The sequence below is a fragment of the Kribbella sp. WER1 genome, from assembly GCF_054189145.1.
The window spans coordinates 1989967-2007093 of sequence record NZ_CM135186.1 but is presented as its reverse complement, the minus strand read 5'-3'; the positions used below and the strand labels follow the sequence as shown (position 1 = coordinate 2007093).

17 protein-coding genes are annotated in these 17127 nt (G+C 70.3%); 10 read left to right on the top strand and 7 right to left on the bottom strand.

Going from position 1 to position 17127, the window contains the following annotated elements:
* Positions 1 to 134 precede the first annotated feature (134 nt).
* The 5 genes from ACXJJ3_RS09750 to ACXJJ3_RS09730 are packed head-to-tail and all read left to right on the top strand — an operon-like array spanning position 135 to position 5198.
* Positions 135 to 716 carry a TetR/AcrR family transcriptional regulator gene (locus ACXJJ3_RS09750; RefSeq protein ID WP_458169644.1) on the top strand — a complete coding sequence of 194 codons (582 nt, stop codon included), beginning with the start codon at positions 135 to 137 and terminating at the stop codon, positions 714 to 716.
* Positions 713 to 2074 (top strand): MFS transporter, encoded by a 1362-nt coding sequence (locus tag ACXJJ3_RS09745; RefSeq protein WP_458169643.1) that lies wholly within the window; start codon positions 713 to 715, stop codon positions 2072 to 2074. Before ACXJJ3_RS09750 ends, ACXJJ3_RS09745 begins: the two co-directional genes overlap by 4 nt.
* Positions 2075 to 2115: 41 nt before the next feature.
* On the top strand, positions 2116 to 2742 hold the full coding sequence (locus tag ACXJJ3_RS09740; RefSeq protein ID WP_458169642.1) for an MOSC domain-containing protein: 627 nt from the start codon (positions 2116 to 2118) through the stop codon (positions 2740 to 2742).
* Positions 2739 to 3962 (top strand): MFS transporter, encoded by a 1224-nt coding sequence (locus ACXJJ3_RS09735; protein WP_458169641.1) that lies wholly within the window; start codon positions 2739 to 2741, stop codon positions 3960 to 3962. Before ACXJJ3_RS09740 ends, ACXJJ3_RS09735 begins: the two co-directional genes overlap by 4 nt.
* Positions 3963 to 3986: 24 nt before the next feature.
* Complete coding sequence (locus tag ACXJJ3_RS09730) at positions 3987 to 5198, top strand: MFS transporter (RefSeq protein ID WP_458169640.1); 1212 nt, start codon at positions 3987 to 3989, stop codon at positions 5196 to 5198.
* On the opposite strand, the gene ACXJJ3_RS09725 is transcribed toward ACXJJ3_RS09730, so the two are convergent.
* The 3 genes from ACXJJ3_RS09725 to kduI are packed head-to-tail and all read right to left on the bottom strand — an operon-like array spanning position 5163 to position 7514.
* A complete protein-coding gene (locus ACXJJ3_RS09725; RefSeq protein WP_458169639.1) occupies positions 5163 to 5918 on the bottom strand; it encodes an IclR family transcriptional regulator in 756 nt (251 codons plus the stop codon). The genes ACXJJ3_RS09730 and ACXJJ3_RS09725 overlap by 36 nt on opposite strands.
* A gap of 19 nt (positions 5919 to 5937) precedes the next feature.
* Positions 5938 to 6693, bottom strand: a complete 756-nt coding sequence (locus ACXJJ3_RS09720; protein WP_458169638.1) for an SDR family oxidoreductase — start codon at positions 6691 to 6693, stop codon at positions 5938 to 5940.
* The gene (gene kduI, locus ACXJJ3_RS09715) at positions 6690 to 7514 is read right to left on the bottom strand and encodes a 5-dehydro-4-deoxy-D-glucuronate isomerase (protein WP_458169637.1); all 825 of its coding nucleotides are present in this window, start codon (positions 7512 to 7514) and stop codon (positions 6690 to 6692) included. Before kduI ends, ACXJJ3_RS09720 begins: the two co-directional genes overlap by 4 nt.
* Before the next feature lie 140 nt (positions 7515 to 7654).
* Here kduI and ACXJJ3_RS09710 point away from each other — a divergent pair, with 140 nt between their 5' ends.
* From ACXJJ3_RS09710 to ACXJJ3_RS09695, 4 genes are all read left to right on the top strand, one after another.
* Entirely contained in the window at positions 7655 to 9154 is a 1500-nt protein-coding gene (locus ACXJJ3_RS09710; protein ID WP_458169636.1) for a sodium:solute symporter family protein, read from the top strand.
* 38 nt (positions 9155 to 9192) lie between these two features.
* The gene (locus ACXJJ3_RS09705; protein ID WP_458169635.1) at positions 9193 to 9378 is read left to right on the top strand and encodes a tautomerase family protein; all 186 of its coding nucleotides are present in this window, start codon (positions 9193 to 9195) and stop codon (positions 9376 to 9378) included.
* Between the two features lie 312 nt (positions 9379 to 9690).
* Positions 9691 to 10716: an aspartate-semialdehyde dehydrogenase gene (locus ACXJJ3_RS09700; protein ID WP_458169634.1), complete on the top strand. Its 1026-nt coding sequence runs from the start codon at positions 9691 to 9693 to the stop codon at positions 10714 to 10716.
* A 161-nt stretch (positions 10717 to 10877) separates the two neighbouring features.
* Positions 10878 to 12713, top strand: a complete 1836-nt coding sequence (locus ACXJJ3_RS09695) for an AMP-dependent synthetase/ligase (protein WP_458169633.1) — start codon at positions 10878 to 10880, stop codon at positions 12711 to 12713.
* Between the two features lie 4 nt (positions 12714 to 12717).
* On the opposite strand, the gene ACXJJ3_RS09690 is transcribed toward ACXJJ3_RS09695, so the two are convergent.
* Positions 12718 to 13593 (bottom strand): alpha/beta fold hydrolase, encoded by an 876-nt coding sequence (locus ACXJJ3_RS09690; RefSeq protein WP_458169632.1) that lies wholly within the window; start codon positions 13591 to 13593, stop codon positions 12718 to 12720.
* Between the two features lie 66 nt (positions 13594 to 13659).
* On the opposite strand from ACXJJ3_RS09690, the gene ACXJJ3_RS09685 reads away from it, so the two are divergent.
* The gene (locus tag ACXJJ3_RS09685; protein ID WP_458169631.1) at positions 13660 to 14112 is read left to right on the top strand and encodes an HAD domain-containing protein; all 453 of its coding nucleotides are present in this window, start codon (positions 13660 to 13662) and stop codon (positions 14110 to 14112) included.
* A 2-nt stretch (positions 14113 to 14114) separates the two neighbouring features.
* Here ACXJJ3_RS09685 and ACXJJ3_RS09680 read toward each other — a convergent pair whose 3' ends face one another.
* From ACXJJ3_RS09680 to ACXJJ3_RS09670, 3 genes are read right to left on the bottom strand one after another with little or no spacing between them, the layout of a single operon-like run.
* The gene (locus tag ACXJJ3_RS09680; RefSeq protein WP_458169630.1) at positions 14115 to 14891 is read right to left on the bottom strand and encodes an HpcH/HpaI aldolase family protein; all 777 of its coding nucleotides are present in this window, start codon (positions 14889 to 14891) and stop codon (positions 14115 to 14117) included.
* Between the two features lie 10 nt (positions 14892 to 14901).
* On the bottom strand, positions 14902 to 15867 hold the full coding sequence (locus tag ACXJJ3_RS09675; RefSeq protein WP_458169629.1) for an aldo/keto reductase: 966 nt from the start codon (positions 15865 to 15867) through the stop codon (positions 14902 to 14904).
* Positions 15864 to 17030 carry a sialidase family protein gene (locus tag ACXJJ3_RS09670; RefSeq protein ID WP_458169628.1) on the bottom strand — a complete coding sequence of 389 codons (1167 nt, stop codon included), beginning with the start codon at positions 17028 to 17030 and terminating at the stop codon, positions 15864 to 15866. The genes ACXJJ3_RS09675 and ACXJJ3_RS09670 overlap by 4 nt, the downstream gene beginning before the upstream one ends.
* Positions 17031 to 17127 lie beyond the last annotated feature (97 nt).

The following is a 17127-nucleotide window of genomic DNA, read 5'->3' as shown; positions in this document are numbered from 1 at the left end:
GACTCGCGGTTTGGTTGCCGGAAACGCCAAAATTCTCATCTAGACCGGAAAGATTTCCGGACCGCGACGTGATGCTCACCACGGGTCAGGGAATTGGTTGTAGTTAGTGGTTACTACCTACTAACTTGGGGGTCATGACGGCGGCACGGATGAGTGGTCGGGAGCGGCGCGAGCAGGTGCTGGCGATCGCCGAGGAGGAGTTCGCCGCGGCTGGGCTGTACGGCGCCTCGACCGAGACGATCGCGCGCCGGGCGGGGATCACCCAGGCGTACGTGTTCCGGCTGTTCGGGACGAAGAAGCAGTTGTTCCTGGAGTGCGTGGACGCGGCGTTCGAGCGGATGCGGCTCGCGATGATCGCGGCCGCCGGCGGGACGAGCGGGATCGAGGCGCTGACGGCGATGGGCCAGGAGTACAACGACATGCTCGCCGACCGTACGACGCTCCTCCTCCAACTCCAGGGCACCGCCGCCGCGGCCGCCGGCGCAGGCGAAATCCGCGACGCCGTCCGCGCCAGCTTCGCCCGCCTCTGGCAGTCCGTCGCCGACACGGCGCAGCTCGACCCGGTCACCGTGAAGGCTTTCCTGGCGTTCGGCATGCTCCTCAACACCAACGCCGCCCTCGACCTGCCCCAGGTCGACGAACCCTGGTCCCACCAAGCCAGAACCCGCATCAAACCAGGCCTCTTCAACCACATCACCACCGAGACGAACCAATGACCAACCCCAGGGTGCTGGTGGGGTTTTCGGTTTCTGTGGGGTTGGTCGGGGCTGTTGTCGGGAGCTTGGGGGCGCCTCTGATCACGGCGGTGGCTGAGGTTTACGGCGTTTCGTTGGCGGCTTCGCAGTGGACCCTGACGATTGCTTTGCTGGCGGGGGCGGTGGCGACGCCGGTGTTCGGGCGGTTGGGGGCGGGGGCTCGGCGGCGGGAGGTTGTGTTGTGGATGTTGGGGGCGGAGGTGGTCGGCAGTTTGCTGACCGTGCTTCCGTTGCCGTTCGCGTTCCTGCTGGTCGGGCGGGCGCTGCAGGGGTCCGGGCTCGGGCTGGTCGTGTTGATGATGGCGGTGGCGCGGGACCATCTGGACGAGCATCGGGCGGCGCGGACGATCGCGCTGCTCTCGGTCACCACGACCGCGGGTATCGGCATCGGCTACCCGTTGTGCGGTCTGTTGACGGACTGGGCCGGCGTACGGGCGGCGTACGGCCTCGGCCTGCTGATCACCGCGGCCGCTTTCGCAGCGGCGCTCGTGATCCTCCCGCAGGCGCCGGACCGCCCGCGGACCCGCCTGGACGTCCGCGGTGCCGTCCTGCTCGCGATCGCCCTCCCCGCGCTGCTCCTGGTGATCGGCGAAACCAGCCTCTGGACCGCCAACCCCGCTGCGGCGGTCGCCATCCTGGTCGCAGCGATCCTGCTGCTCGTCGGCTGGACGTTCCTCGAGCTGCGCACGGAGCACCCGCTCGTCGACATCAAACTGCTCCGCCACCCTGCGGTCGCCGCCGCGAACCTGGTGATGCTCACCGGCGGCGTCGGCATGTACCTGCTCTTCAGCCTGATCACCCGCTACGTCCAGACCCCGGCCGCGGCCGGCTACGGCTTCGGCCTGAACACCTTCGAGGCCGGGCTCGTCCTGGTCCCGTTCTCGGTCCTCGGCTTCGTCGCCGGCCGGCTGGTCCCGCAGTGGCGCGACCGCCTCGGCGCCCGCCTGTTGCTGACGGCAAGTACCGCGTTCGTCCTTGCCGCGTTCGTACTCTTCGCAGTCGCCCGCTCACACCTGGTCGAACCGATTGCTGCCATCGGCATCCTCGGCTTCGGCGTCGGCGCGTTCTCGGCCGCGATGCCCTCGGTCATCCTCGCGGTGACGCCGAAGGCCGAGACCGCCAGCGCGATGAGCGTGAACGCCGTCGTCCGCAGCGTCGGCTTCTCCACCGGCAGCGCGCTCGGCGGGCTGATCCTCGCCGCCCACACCACCGGCGTCTTCCCGCGCGAGTCCGGGTACGGCGCCGCCGCGTGGATCGGTGCCGCGGCGACGACGGCGACGTTGCTGATCATCGCCGTACTGCCGCTCAAACCCCGCTAAAACCGGTGGAAACCGCCGCGACGCCGGGAGAGGATGCGGGTATGCGGGTGCTGACGGTCAACGTGGTCGAGGAGCTGATCCCGGGCCCGAAGGAGACCGGCTTCACCGCGATCGACAAACGCCCCCAGACCGGACGCGTCCGCGTGGGTGAGCTCGGCCTGGCGGGCGACCGCGTCTGCGACACCAAGAACCACGGTGGCCCGGACCTGGCCCTCTACGCGTACGCCGACGAGGACGCCCGCTGGTGGGCGGACGAACTCGGCCGCGACATCCCGGCCGGCCTGTTCGGCGAGAACCTCCGGACCGAGGGCCTCGACGTGAACGGCGCCCTGCTCGGCGAGGTCTGGCGGATCGGCCCCGAGGTCGAGTTGATGGTGCGCGCGCCGCGGATCCCGTGCATCACGTTCCAGCACCGGATGCAGCTCCCGCGCTGGGTCAAGCGCTTCCACCAGGCCGGTCGCCCCGGCGCGTATCTGAAGGTGCTCCGCACCGGCTCGATCGGCGCCGGCGACCCGATCGAGATCGTCAGCCGGCCGGACCACGAGGTCACAGTCGCGCTCATGTTCGCCCTGGAGGATCCCGCCAAGATGCAACGCATGCTCGACTCCGGCGTCGACCTGATGGAGGAGTTGCGCGACAACGCGCGCCGCGTCGTGGCCCGCGGATGAGCGCGCCCGCGCCCCAGGGAGTGCTGCCGGCGCCAGGACCGCTGCGTCCGCTCGCGCTCGCCACCCTGCTCAGCCGGGTCGGGAACGGCCTGCTGATGACGGTCAGCGTCCTGTACTTCAACCGGATCGTCGGCCTCAGCATCGCGCAGATCGGCCTCGGGCTGACGGTCGCGGGACTGTTCGGCCTGCTGTCCGCGGTACCGCTCGGGCATCTCGCCGACCGCCGCGGACCGCGCGGGCTGTTCGTCGTCCTGAGCCTGCTGGTCTGCGCGTTCTCGCTGGTCTACCTGTTCGTGCAGAACTTCTGGCAGTTCCTCGTGGTGAGCATCGTGCTGACGATGATCGACCGCGGCGCGGGTGCGGTCCGGGCGGCCTTGATCGCCGCGGTCACCACCGGCGCCGGACGGGTCGCGGCGCGGGCGTACCTGCGGGCCGTGACGAACATCGGTATCACGGTCGGCGCGGGCATCGGCGCGTTCGCGCTGCACTTCGACACGGGTACGGCGTACCGGCTGATGTTCGTGCTCGACGCCGTACTGAGCAGCGTCGCGGCGTTCGTCGTACTGACGATCCCGCGGGTGGCGCCGCAGCCGCACGACGACGAGGGGCCGGTGTGGATCGCGCTCCGGGACCGGGCGTACCTGGCGGTGGCGGCGCTGAACGCGGGGATGAGCATCCACTTCGCGGTCCTCGACGTCGCGATCCCGCTGTGGGTCGTCGACCACACGGACGCCCCGCGCTGGACGGTCGCGGTGCTGCTGATCATCAACACCGTGGTGGTCTCGCTGTTCCAGGTACGGTCGTCGCGCGGCATCGCGGATCCGGCGACCGCGGCCCGGGCCACCCGGACCGCGGGGCTGTTGCTGCTGGCATCGATGGTGCTGATGGCGGGCGCCACCTGGGGCAACGCGGTGATCGCGGTCGCGCTGCTCGCGGTCGGTGCGTTCGTCCAGGTGATCGGCGAACTGCTGCAGTCGTCCGGCTCGTTCCTGCTCAGCTTCGACCTCGCACCCGGTCACGCCCAGGGGCAGTACCAAGGCGTCTGGAACACCAGCATGTCGATCAGCACGATGGTCGCCCCGACCGTGCTGGCCCTGCTCCCACTGGGCCTCGGGGTTCCCGGCTGGATCATCCTCGGGGTGTGGTTCGCGGTCGTCGGAATCCTGTTCGTCCCGGTCGTCCGCTGGGCCGAGCAACGCCGCGCACTTGTTGCGACTTAGTCGCAGATAGCCCATGATGAGCCGGTGAGGAAGCTGCTACCCGCTCCGGGACCGCTCCGGCCACTGGCGTTGGCGACCCTGCTCAGCCGGGTCGGCAACGGCCTGCTGATGACGATCAGCGTGCTGTACTTCACCCGCGTCGTCGGGTTGTCGGTGGCGCAGGTCGGTCTCGGCCTGACCGTCGCCGGGCTGTTCGGCCTGCTGGCGAGCATCCCGTTCGGCCACCTCGCCGACCGCCGCGGACCGCGCACGCTGTTCGTCGTGCTCAGCCTGGCGATGTCCGCGACCGCCCTGCTGTACGTCGTGATCGGCACGTTCTGGCAGTTCCTCGCGGTCGCGACCGTGGTCGTCGTCCTCGACCGCGGCTCGAACGCGGTCCGGTTCGCGCTCATCGCCGGCGTCGTCCAAGGCCCGGAACGCGTCGCCGCGCGCGCGTACCTGCGGTCGATGACCAACATCGGCGTCACCGCGGGCGCCGGCCTCGGCGCGATCGCGCTCTCGGTCGGTACGGCGACGTCGTACCGGCTGATGTTCGGCGTGTACGTCGTCCTCGGCGTGGTCGCGGCGCTTGTCGTGCTCGCCGTACCGCGGGTCGCGCCGCACCCGCGCACCGACGGGCCGGTGTGGATCGCGCTCCGCGACCGCGGGTACCTCGCGGTGGCCGCGCTGAACGCCGCGATCTCCCTGCACTTCTCGGTGATCGACATCGCGATCCCGCTCTGGGTGGTCGAACACACCGACGCGCCGCACTGGGCCGCCGCCGTACCGCTGATCGTGAACGCGGCCGGGGTCGCCGTACTGCAGGTCCGGGCGTCGCGCGGGATCGTCGACACCGCCTCGGCCGCGCGGGCCACCCGAACCGCCGGGTTGTTGCTGTTGGCATCGATGGTGCTGTTCGCGTCGGCGTCGGTGGGGGACGCGATCGTGGCGGTCGCGGTCCTGGTGGTCGCTGCCGCGGTGCAGACGGCCGGTGAGTTGCTGCAGTCGTCGGGCTCGTTCCTGCTCGGGTTCGACCTCGCCCGGGAGCAGGCGCAGGGTCAGTACCAGGGCGTCTGGAACACGAGCACGTCGGTCAGTTCGATGGTCGCCCCGACGATCATGGCGTTGCTGCCGCTCGGCCTCGGCGTACCGGGCTGGATCGTGCTGGGCGTGTGGTTCGCCGTCACGGGCGCGCTGTTCGTGCCGGTGGTGCGGTGGGCGTCAGGCCGTCGGCTCGCGGTAGCCGAGAGCCGCTGAGATCTTCCGGGCGGCGTCGAGCGCGGCGGGTGCCATCAGGGCGACCTGGGCGATCGACTGCTCGAGGGAGAGCGTGGAAATGCTGACCGCGGCGATCGCGGCGCCGGTGTGGTCGTGGATGACCGCGGCGACGCAGCGGATGCCGGGCTCGTTCTCCTCGTCGTCGAGCGCGTACCCGCGGGCGCGGGTCTGCGAGAGGTCGGCCTTCAGCGCGGCGGCGCTCGTGTGCGTCAGCGGGGTCCGCGCCGGGAGGCCGGTCCGGGTGATGTGGACGTCGAGCGCCTCGTCGTCCTTCTCGGCGAGCAGCGCCTTGCCGATCCCGGTGCAGTGCAGCCAGATCGCCTTGCCGACCCGGGACGGCATCCGGTACGGCTTCGGGCCGTCGAGCCGGGCGACGTAGATCGCCTCGTCGCCGTTCAGCAGTCCGACGTGCACCGTGCAGCGGGTCTGCGCGACCAGGTCGGCGAGCACCGGGCGGGCCACGGTCGCCAGGTCGACGTTCGTCAGCGCGTGCCCGGCGAGCCGGAGCGCCTTCGGGCCGGGGTGGTAGGAGCCGTCGTCGGCCTGCGTGACGAACTCGTGCTCGACGAGCGAGGCCATGATCCGGTGCACGGTCGACTTGGCCAGGCCGGTCGCGTTCACCACGTCGGTGAACCGCGAATGCTCCAGTACGGCGTCCAGCACCATCAGCGTCTTGTCGATGGCCGAGGGCGAACTCATGTCGGACATCCTGCCACCCCTATCTTGCCAACCAGCCGCCGTCGACGGCGAGCACGTGCCCGTTGACGTAATCGGCGGCAGCGGACGCGAGGAACACCGCGGCGCCGACGACGTCCTCCGGCCGCCCCCAGCGGCCGGCCGGGATGCGCTCCCGGATCGCCGCCTCCCGGTCGCGGTCGGCCCGCAGTTCGGCGGTGTTGTCGGTACTGATGTACCCGGGAGCGATCGCGTTCACCTGTACTCCGGCCGGTCCCCACTCGTTGGCCAGCGCCCGGGTGAGACCGGCCACCGCATGCTTGCTGGCCGTGTAGGCGGGGACCCGGATCCCGCCCTGGAAGCTGAGCAGCGAGGCGATCGTGACGATCTTCCCGGCCCGTCGTTCGGCCATCGCGGCACCGACCGGCCGGGTCACCGCCCAGGTGGAGTTGAGGTTCACGTCGATCACGTGCTGCCAGTCGGCGGTCGGCGTCGCGGCCGCGGGCGCCCGCCGGATCGTGCCGGCGTTGTTGACCAGGATGTCGACGTTCCGATTGTCGACAATCTGCAACGCCGCCCGTTCGACCGCGGCCGGGTCGGCGAAGTCCGCGGTCACCACCGTCGCGTCGTCGCCGCCGTTCCGCTTGATCGCCTCGAGGGTGTCCTCGAGCGCGGCGTCCCGGGCCAGCAGGATCAGCTCGGCGCCGGCCGCGGCGTACCCGGCGGCGATCGCGGCCCCGATCCCGCGCCGGGCCCCGGTGACCAGCGCGGTCCGTCCTTCGAGACTGAAGGAGGTCACCGCAGGTCCCGGACGTCGACACCGTCCATGTCGCCGAACGCCTGGTTCTCACCGGCCATCGCCCAGACGAAGCTGTACGACGACGTGCCGCAGCCGGAGTGGATCGACCAGCTGGGGGAGATGATCGCCTGCCAGTCCGCGACCAGCAGGTGCCGCGTCTCGTCGGGCTCGCCGAGCAGGTGGACGATCCGCTCGCTCTCCGGCAGCCCGAAGTACAGATAGCACTCGGTCCGGCGGTCGTGGGTGTGTGCGGGCATCGTGTTCCAGGTGCTGCCCGCGTGCAGGGTGGTCACGCCGAGCACGACCTGGCAGCTCCGGACGCCGTCGGCGTGGATGTACTGGTCGATCGTCCGCCGGTTCGCGGTCTGCGGGTCGCCGGCCTCGATCCGGTTGCCCTCGCCGGGGTTGATCCGCGCCGTCGGGTAGGTCGTGTGCGCGGGCGCCGAGAACACGTAGAACGCCGCGTCCGGCCCGTCGAACACGACCTCCTCGACGCCACGTCCGACGTACAGGCAGGCGCCGGTGGTCAGCTCGTACTTCGTGCCGTCCGCGGTGACCGTGCCGGGTCCGCCGACGTTGACGATGCCGGCCTCGCGGCGTTCGAGGAAGTACTCGCTGCGCAGTTCGGGGTAGGTGCCGAGGACCAGCGGACCGTCGGCGGGACGGGCGCCGGCCAGCACGATCCGGTCGTGGTGGGTGAGCACCGCGGTGACGGTGCCGGGGACGAAGAGGTCGTCCACCAGGTAGTGGCGGCGCAGCGCGGCCGTGTCGAAGCCGGGCAGCTGCTCGGGATGGGTGGCGTGCCTGATCTGCAAAGTCACGGAACTAGGTTCTACTCAGCAGAACAGCCTGTCAACGCTGGAACAGGCGCCGCAAATGTTCCAAGTTCCGTGTCTTGACACTAGGTTCTGTTCGATGGAACCTCTCAAGGACTCACCCCACGCCCCTGGGAGGATTCCCGATGACCGCTCTGGACTGGACCGTCCTGGTCGGCTACTTCGTGCTGATGGTGCTGATCGGGGTCTGGTCGCGCACCAAGATCAAGACCGTCGTCGACTACTTCACGACCGGAGGCCGGATCCCCTGGTGGCTGTCCGGCATCTCGCACCACATGTCCGGCTACAGCGCGGTGATGTTCGTCGCGTTCGCCGCCGTCGCGTACTCGTACGGCATCACCGTCTACGTCTGGTGGGCGATGACGATCGGGATCGGCGTCGGGATCGGCGCGTTCCTGTTCGCGGCGCGCTGGAACCGGCTGCGCGCGAAACACGGCGTCGTGTCGCCGCTGGAGTACCTCGCGCGGCGGTACAACCTACCGACCCAGCAGGCGCTCGCGTACTCCGGTGCCGCGCTGAAGGTCGTCGACATCGCGTCCAAGTGGGTCGCGATCGCCGTCCTGCTGAACGGGTTCACCGGCGTACCGATCCGGTGGGGGATCCTGCTGACCGGTGTGGTGACGATGCTGTACGCGACGCTCGGCGGGTTGTGGGCCGACGTGCTCACCGACTTCGGGCAGTTCGTGATCCAGTTCGGCGCCGGGATCGCGATGTTCGTCGGCGTACTGCACCACCTGGACGGCGTACCGACGCTGTGGAAGATGTGGGACCAGCTGCCGGCCGGCCACGGGCACGCACTCAACGGGCCGTACACGCCGGTCTTCCTGATCGCGTTCCTGTTCATCAAGACGTTCGAGTACAACGGCGGCATGTGGAACCTGGCGCAGCGCTACATGGCCGCGCCGTCCGGCTCCGAAGCCAAACGGTCCGCCTTGCTGTCGTCGGTGCTGTGGCTGGTCTGGCCGCTGATCCTGTTCATCCCGATGTGCGCGGCGCCGCTGCTGGTGCACCCGGGCAAGCCGGAGCAGTCGTATGTCGCGTTGTCGCAACTGCTGCTGCCGAGCGGTCTGATCGGGCTCGTGCTCGCCGGGTTCTTCTCGCACACGATGGCGATGGTCGCGTCCGACGCGAACGCGATCTCGTCGGTGATCACCCGCGACCTGGCGCCGGTCCTGGTACCGCGGGTCCGGCAACTGACCGACCGCGCGACGCTGAAGATGGCGCGGATCGTGACGTTCACGTTCGTCGTCGTGAGCATGCTGATCGCGATCGCCACCAACGGCGAGGGCGTCGTCCTGAAGATCGTCGTCGACCTGGTCGCGGCCACCATGGGGCCGATCGCGATCCCGTTGATGCTCGGGCTGCTGCCGTGGTTCCGGCGCAGCGGATCCCGGGCCGCGCTGGCGTCCTGGGCGGTCGGGCTGATCGCCTGGGCGATCGTCAAGTACGGCGTCGGCTCCACCGACCAGACCCTGGTCGTCGCGTTGCCGCTGGCAACCTCTCTGGTGGTGTACGCCGGCCTCGGCCTGCTCGCGCCGGAGCACCGCCGCGACGTCGACGAGCTCGTCGACTCGCTGAACACCGACCCCGAGGTCACCGCCCGTCCGGCGGCGGCCCGGTCCTGAAACACTGTTCCGACAACGACCTACAGGAGAACCGCCTTATGCCGAACATCACCGTCGAACTGCTCTCCGGTCGCACCCTCGACCAGCGCCGCGAGTTCGTCGCAGCCGTCACCGAGTCCGCGATCGCCATCCTCGGCGCCAAGCGCGAGGCCGTCCGGATCGTCTTCACCGAGATCGAGAAGACCGACGTCGCGAACGGCGGCACCCTGGTCGCCGACGCCTGATCGCCGCCGCCCGTCTGGGGGCGAGTGGTGCCGGACGGCCAGGCCATCACAATCGCGCGCTTCGCCGGCAGCTGAGCGTGCACCGGCCCGCCCCCGAGCGATTGTGATGGCCCTGGCGTCCGGACCCCAGCCACTCACCAACCCGCGCGCCCGGGCGCGCACCGCGCCCGTGGCACGCGCGGACAGCGCGGTCGGCCGCGGTTGGTGAGTGGCGGGCGTCCGCGATGGACAGCGTGGCGGTTGGTGGGTGGTGGGCGTCCGCCCGCTGAAACGTGCGGGCGGGAGCTGCGGGCACCTACTACTCTCGGTCGTATGCGAGTAGGTGTGTTCGGTGCGACAGGTCAGGTCGGCGGGGTCATGCGCGAGTTGCTGGTCGAGCGCGCGTTCCCGGTCGACGAGGTGCGGTTCTTCGCCTCGGCGCGGTCGGCCGGGACGAAGCTGCCGTTCGGCGACCGCGAGGTCGTCGTCGAGGACTCCGCGACAGCGGACTTCTCCGGTCTCGAGCTGGCCCTGTTCTCGAACGGGAAGACCGCGTCCAAGGAGCTGGCCCCGCGGGTCGCCGCGGCCGGTGCGGTGGTGGTCGACAACTCGTCCGGCTGGCGGATGGACCCCGACGTACCGCTGGTGGTCTCCGAGGTGAACCCGGAGGACCTGAACGACCTCCCCAAGGGCATCGTCGCGAACCCGAACTGCACCACGATGGCCGCGATGCCGGTGCTCGCCCCGCTGCACCGCGCGGCCGGGCTGACCCGCCTGGTGGTCTCGACGTACCAGGCCGTCTCCGGCTCCGGCGGCGTCGGCGTCAGCGAGCTCGAGGACCAGGCCCGCGCGCTGGCCGTGGCCGGCGGGCAGCTCGCCCGCGGGACCGACGGCATCACGCTCCCGGAGCCCAAGGTGTACGCAGGGCCGATCGCCTTCAACGTGCTCCCGCTCGCCGGGTCGATCGTTGCCGACGGCACCGGTGAGACCGACGAGGAGCAGAAGCTCCGCAACGAGAGCCGCAAGATCCTGCACCTCCCGGAGCTGCCGGTCGCCGGTACCTGCGTCCGGGTGCCGGTCTTCACCGGGCACTCGCTGAGCATCCACGCCGAGTTCGCCGAGCCGATCACCCCGGAGCAGGCCACCGAGCTGCTCGGCGCCGCGCCGGGCGTCGCGCTCGCGGACCTCCCGACCCCGCTGCTCGCGGCCGGCCAGGACCCGTCGTACGTCGGCCGGATCCGGCAGGACCAGTCCGTCCCGGGTAACCGCGGCCTCGTGCTGTTCGTGTCGAACGACAACCTCCGCAAGGGCGCCGCGCTGAACGCGGTCCAGATCGCGGAACTGCTCGCCGCCCGGTGACTTGACCGGCGACGGACGGACAGTGAGGCGGTCACCACTGACCGTAGGGGTCTGTTGCGGAAACGTAATGGAGAAGGTTCAGGTGAGCGAGCGAGTGGCATGGTCACCCGTGGGGATAGCTATTACTCTCCGGTTTACTTGACCCCCTACGGAGGCCAGTCATGACGTCTGTCGCCGATCCCGGCCAGCTCGCACTGCTCAGCAACCGCAAGAACACCATGGCCCAGATGTTCCTCGACCGGGTCGCGGCGACACCCGAGCGGGAGGCGTTCCGGTTCCCGCGCGGGGAGCAGTGGAAGTCGGTGACCTGGCGGGAGACCGAGGCGCTGACCCGGCGCCGGGCCGCGGGCCTGATCGCGCTCGGGGTCGAACCCGAGCAGCGGGTCGGGATCGCCGCGAGCACCCGGATCGAGTGGATCGAGTGCTACCTGGCCGCCGTCCTGGCCGCCGCCGCGACGACGACGATCTACCCGTCGACGATGTCCGCGGACGTCGCGTTCATCGTGGCCGACGCCGACGTGCAGGTGGTGTTCGCCGAGGACGCCGGGCAGGTCGACAAGCTCCGCGAGCACCGGTCCGAGACGCCGTCGCTGCGCAAGGTCGTGCTGCTGGACGGTGCGCCGCTGGACAGCGACGGCGACTGGGTGATCGGCCTCGGGCAGCTCGACATGCTCGGCGACGAGTACCTCGCCGAGCATCCGTCGATTGTCGACGATCGGATTGCCGGCATCACGCCGGACACCTTGTGCACACTGATCTACACCTCGGGGACGACGGGCCGGCCGAAGGGCGTCCGGCTGCCGCACTCGGTGTGGACGTACGAAGGCGCCGCGGTCGAGGGCATGCGGGTGCTGTCGCCGGACGACCTGCAGTTCCTCTGGCTGCCGTTGTCGCACGTGTTCGGCCAGGTGCTGGTCGCGGTCCAGTGCCAGATCGGCTTCGCGACCGCGGTGGACGGCCGGATCGACAAGATTGTCGACAATGCGGCGATCGTGCAGCCGACGTTCATGGCGGCCGCGCCGCGGATCTTCGAGAAGGCGCACGCCCGGATCGTGACGATGATGCAGGCCGAGGGCGGCGCCAAGGCCAAGATGTTCGACTGGGCGTTCGGGGTCGGCGCGAAGGTGTCCGCGCTCCGGCAGGCCGGGCGGGAGCCGTCAGGCCTGCTGGGGGCGCAGTTCGCGGCGGCCGACAAGCTGGTGCTGTCGAAGATCCGCGCCCGGTTCGGTGGCCGGATCCGGTTCTTCGTGTCCGGGTCGGCGGCGCTCGACAAGTCGCTGGCGGAGTGGTTCCACGCGGCCGGGCTGCTGATCCTCGAGGGGTACGGGCTGTCCGAGACGTCGGCGGGCTCGACGCTGAACCGGCCCGTGCAGTACCGGCTCGGCAGCGTCGGGCCGGCGTTCCCCGGGACGTCGTTCAAGATCGCCGACGACGGCGAGATCCTGATCAAGGGCGACGGCGTGATGAGCGGGTACCACAACCAGCCCGAGCAGACCGCCGAAGTACTGGACGACGACGGCTGGTTCCACACCGGCGACATCGGGCACTTCGAGGACGAGTACCTCTACATCACCGACCGGAAGAAGGACCTCTTCAAGACCTCCGGCGGCAAGTACGTCGCACCGCAGGTGATCGAGGGCCGCTTCAAGACCATCTGCCCGTACGCGAGCCAGTTCATCGTGCACGGCAACCTGCGCAACTTCGTCTCCGCGCTCGTCACGCTCGACCCCGACGCGATCACCGGTTGGGCGGAGTCGAACGGCCTCGCCGGCAAGTCGTACGCCGAGATCGTCACCTCCGACGCCGCCCGCGCAATGGTCCAGGGTTACGTCGACGAACTGAACGCCGGCCTGAACCGCTGGGAGACCATCAAGAAGTTCACCATCCTCGACCGCGACCTCACCGTCGAGTCCGGCGAGATGACCCCAAGCCTCAAACTCAAACGCAAACACGTCGAAACCGAGTACGCCGCCGTCCTCGACAAGATGTACGAGTGACCGCTCAGCCGGCCAGGAACTTCCGGATCGACTCGACGTAGGCGGTCGGCTCTTCCTCGTCGATGGAGTGCGCGGAGTGCTGGAAGATCTCCAGCGTCGCGCTGGGGAGGCGGGTGGCCAGGTCGCGGGGGATGTCGAAGCCGACCTGGCGGTCCCAGAGGCCGGCGAGGATCAGTGCCGGGACGTCGAGGGTGGCGAGGTCGTCGATGAGGTCGGGGCGTTCGTTGCCGACCAGCGCCATCGCCACCTCCATGTTGGGTGGCGGTGCGTTGTCGTCGTCGGCGGGGATGTTCGACGGGTCGTGGTAGAAGAACGCGGCCGCGTTCGCGCTCTGGGCGATTGCGCCGAGCGCGGTGACCGTCCGTTCCAGCGGCGCGGTCACGTCGGCGAGCTGGGCGCGCAAGGCGGTTCGCTCGTCCGGGGTCAGGAGCGGGTCGACGGCACCCGCGCGCATGGTCCACAGGCCCGGGTGCAGCGGGTCGACGATCGGCGGGGCGTGCAGCACCAGCCGGTCCACATGGTTGCTGTGGGCAACGGCGTACTCGGCGGCGAGCAGGCAGCCGAACGACACGCCCCACGGCACGATCCGCTCGACGCCCAACGCCGTACGCACGTCGTCCAGGTCCGCGACCAGTTGCGCCATCGTGTACGTCGACGCGTCGGCCGGCCGTGCCGTCCGACCACATCCACGCTGGTCGTAGAACACCACCGGCGCGACCCGGGCCAGTGCGTCGCCGACCGACCGCTCGACGCCGTACGAACTCTCACCCGGTCCGCCGTGCAACAGGACCAACGGCGTACCGCCGCTCCCGGCCCCCGCTACCCGCACCCAGTGTTCGACCCCGCCGGCCAGGACTGTCCGCACGCCATCGCTCAACATGCCGGTGAGCATACGCGCGGCCCCCGGGCATGGTGGACTTGCTGTAGACACGGGGGGAGTCCGGGGATGAGGATCAGCGGCCGTCCGATCGTGTATCTGGACGTCGACGGGACGCTGCTGCCGTTCGGCGACAACCCCGCGGTGGGACGACTGGTCGCGGATGTCGGTCCTCGCCTCGCGGCGCTGCCGTGCGAACTCGTCTGGGCGACCACCTGGGGCGACGACGCGAACACCGAAATCGGCCCACGACTGGGCCTGCCGCGGCTTGCGGTCGTGAGCTGGGAATCGGATCCGGAACCTCAAGACCACCGGTCGGGCCTGCACTGGAAGACGCGCGGACTGGCGGCCTGGGCAGGGGATCGGCCGTTCGCCTGGCTCGACGACGAACTGACGACGCGGGACGCCGAGTGGCTCGACCACCACCACCCGGCGCCTACGTTGCTCGAACGCCTCGATCCCCGCCAGGGCGTCACTTCGCAGACACTCACGGTCCTCGAGTCCTGGCTCGCGAACCTCTGAGATCAGGAGGAGCGCGCGGCCTTGAAGTGGCTGGTGGCGATCGCCTCGAGGTGGGTCAGGTCGGACGCGACCGTCGCGAACGTGTAGCCCTCGCACAGTCGGCGACGAGCGGTCTCGCCGTCCGGTGTGTGGATGCCGGCGGCAACTCCCGCCTCGCCGGCGGTCTTCGAGATCAGTGCGAGCGCGTTCTCGAACTCCTCGGCCACCTCGGGGTCGTTCGGGAAGCGCCCGCCGACGGCCAGGCACAGGTCGGAGGGACCGACGTAGATCCCGTCGAGGCCCGGTGTCGCGCAGATCTCCGCGACGTTCGCGAGGCCCTGCGGCGTCTCGATCATCGCCAGTACGACGGTGGCCGCGTCCGCCTCGCCGGGGACCGGGCCGATCCGCAGACCGGACCGCATCGGGCCGTACGAACGGATGCCCGCGGCCGGGTACCGGGCCGCCGCCACCGCGCGCGCCGCGTCCTCGGCGGAGTCCACCAGCGGCACGATCACCCCGGCGGCGCCGGCGTCCAGCGCGCGGCCGATCGGCGTCGCGTCGTTCGCCTCGACGCGGACCATACCGACAGCGCCCGTCCCGAGCGCCGCGCCCGCGTCCACCGCCATCAGCCCGCTGAGCAGGCCCTGGTACCCGAGCAACCCGTGCTGCCCGTCGAGCGCCACGTAGTCGTACCCGATCCGGGCGATCCGCTCGGTCGCGATCGGCGCATCCAGCACCACCCAGTACCCGACGAGCTGCTCCCGGGACCGCAGCCGGTCGGCGAAGTTCTTCGCGTTCACAGATTCTCCTTTATCGGTTGTACGACGGCATCGGCCCGCGCAGCCGGGCGCCGACCGCGTCGCAGGCGTCGAGGACGGACGTCGGCAGCGGTCCCGCGCGGAGCGCCGCGATGTTGCTGCGCAGGTGCTCGGTCCGGGACCCGCCGATCAGTACCGAGTCGACGCCCGGCCGCGCGGCGACCCAGCGCATCGACAGTTCGGCGAGCGTGATTCCCTCGGCGTCCGCGAGCTTGCCGAGTTCCTCGACGGCCGTGAACAGGTCCTGGTTCCAGTAGCGGTCGGTGTACATCGCGGCCACCCGCGAGTCGCCGAACCGCCCGTGCTCCGGGCGTTCCCCGAACGTGTGCCGCCCGGTGAGTAGCCCGCCGCCGAGCGGGTTGTAGACGACGGTCGCGAGCTCGTTGGTGACCGCTGACTCGACGTACTCCTCCTCGATCCGCCGGGCCAGCAGGTTGTAGAGCTGCTGCGCGACCACCGGCCGCGCGACCCCCGCGGCGTCGGCGATCCGGCGCAGCTCGACGATCTGCCAGGCCGCGTAGTTCGACACGCCCCAGGCGGAGATCTTGCCCTCGGCAAGCAGCTCGCCGATCACGCCGACGGTCTCGGCCAACGGCGTCGTACGGTCCGGCTGGTGCAGGTAGAACAGGTCGACGTTCTCGGTCCGCAACCGGCGCAGGCTCGCGTCGAGACACCGCCGTACGCCGTCCCGCGACAGCGGCGCCGCGCCGTCCGCGTCCGGGTGCGGGATGCCCGCCTTGGTGGCCAGCACGACCTGGTCGCGGCGGTCCCGCAGCAGGTCGCCGAGCAGCGTCTCGCTCGCGCCGCCGGCGTACCCGTTCGCGGTGTCGATCGCGGTCACGCCCAGACCGAGCGCGGCGTCCAGCATCTCGGCCGCTCCGCCGGCGTCGACGGTGTCGCCGAAGGTCATCGTCCCGAGGACGATCGGCGGCAGTACCCCATTCACGGGCCTGCTCATGCGAACTTCCCCCGCGGCACGCGAACGTACTTGATCGCGTCCCGGTAGTAGGAGTACGAGATGTGCGCGTCGCCCGCCTCGTCGACCACGACGGTCGGGTACGACATCTCGGCCCCGCTGCGCTTGCGCGGCAGGTCGCGCTCCGGGCCGAGGGTGCCCTCGTTCTCCAGGTCGAGGACCCGCGTCCAGGTCACGCCGCCGTCCCGCGAACTCAGCAGGCTCAGCGGCAGCCGCGGCTGTCCCCACACCGCATGCCGATCCAGCGGCACCGCCTCGCCCGGCGCGACGGCCTTGTCCTTGTCCGAGCGCTCCAGCGACGCGTCACCGAGCGCCGCCTGCGCGGGCGCGGCCACCGGGTTCGCCACCATCAGCAGTACGCCGTCGTGCGCGTTCGCGACCTGGATCGACGAGTTGTTGTTCGGTACGTCGAGCGCCGTCGGCACCGTCCACGTCCGGCCCTCGTCGGTGGACGTCGACCGGTACACCGCGTCCGCCCACCGGCTGCGGAAGAACCCGGCCAGCTCGCCGTTGTCCAGGGCAACGATGCACATGTGCACGGCGCCGGTACTGTCCGGGACGTCGACCTCGGACCAGGACGCCCCGCCGTTCTCGGTGATCGCCACCGCGCTGGTGTCCGCGTCGCCGTGCCACTGCCGCCCGGGCAGCTGGTGGCAGTGGAAGACGGGCAGCAGCCAGTGCTTGTCACCCAGCTGCACGACGCCCTGCCGGATGAACGTGCCGACCGTGTCGAACAGGGTCTCCGGCTCGCTCCAGGTCGCCCCGAGATCCGTCGACCGCTGCTGGACGACGACCGCGGTGTCCTGCGAGCCGTACTCCTGGGACGTGTACAGCGCCCAGAGGTCGCCGTTCGGCAGGGCGGCGAGCACCGGGTTCTGCTCCGATCGGGTGTCGTCGCGCGAAACGCGCACCGACGGGGTCCAGCTGTCCGCGCCGGCCGGCAGCCGGGAGAAGTAGATGTAGATGTCCGGACGGCCCTCCGTGGAGCCGCCGAACCACGCGCAGCCCAGCGATCCGTCCGGCAGCCACGCCAGGAACGAGGCGTGATTCTCGGCGCACGGGGTAGGAATCAGGGCTTCGGACAGATCGGGATCGGCGGCGTTCGGCCGGACGGCACCGTCGGCCCGGACACTCGGAGTGGTCACGTCAGCTCCTCGAATCGGCGGAAAGTCGCGCTCTTCGCGCAACTCTAGCAGCGTCTTTCGCGCAAGTCTTTGCTACGCTGAGGCCTGACCGGAGGAG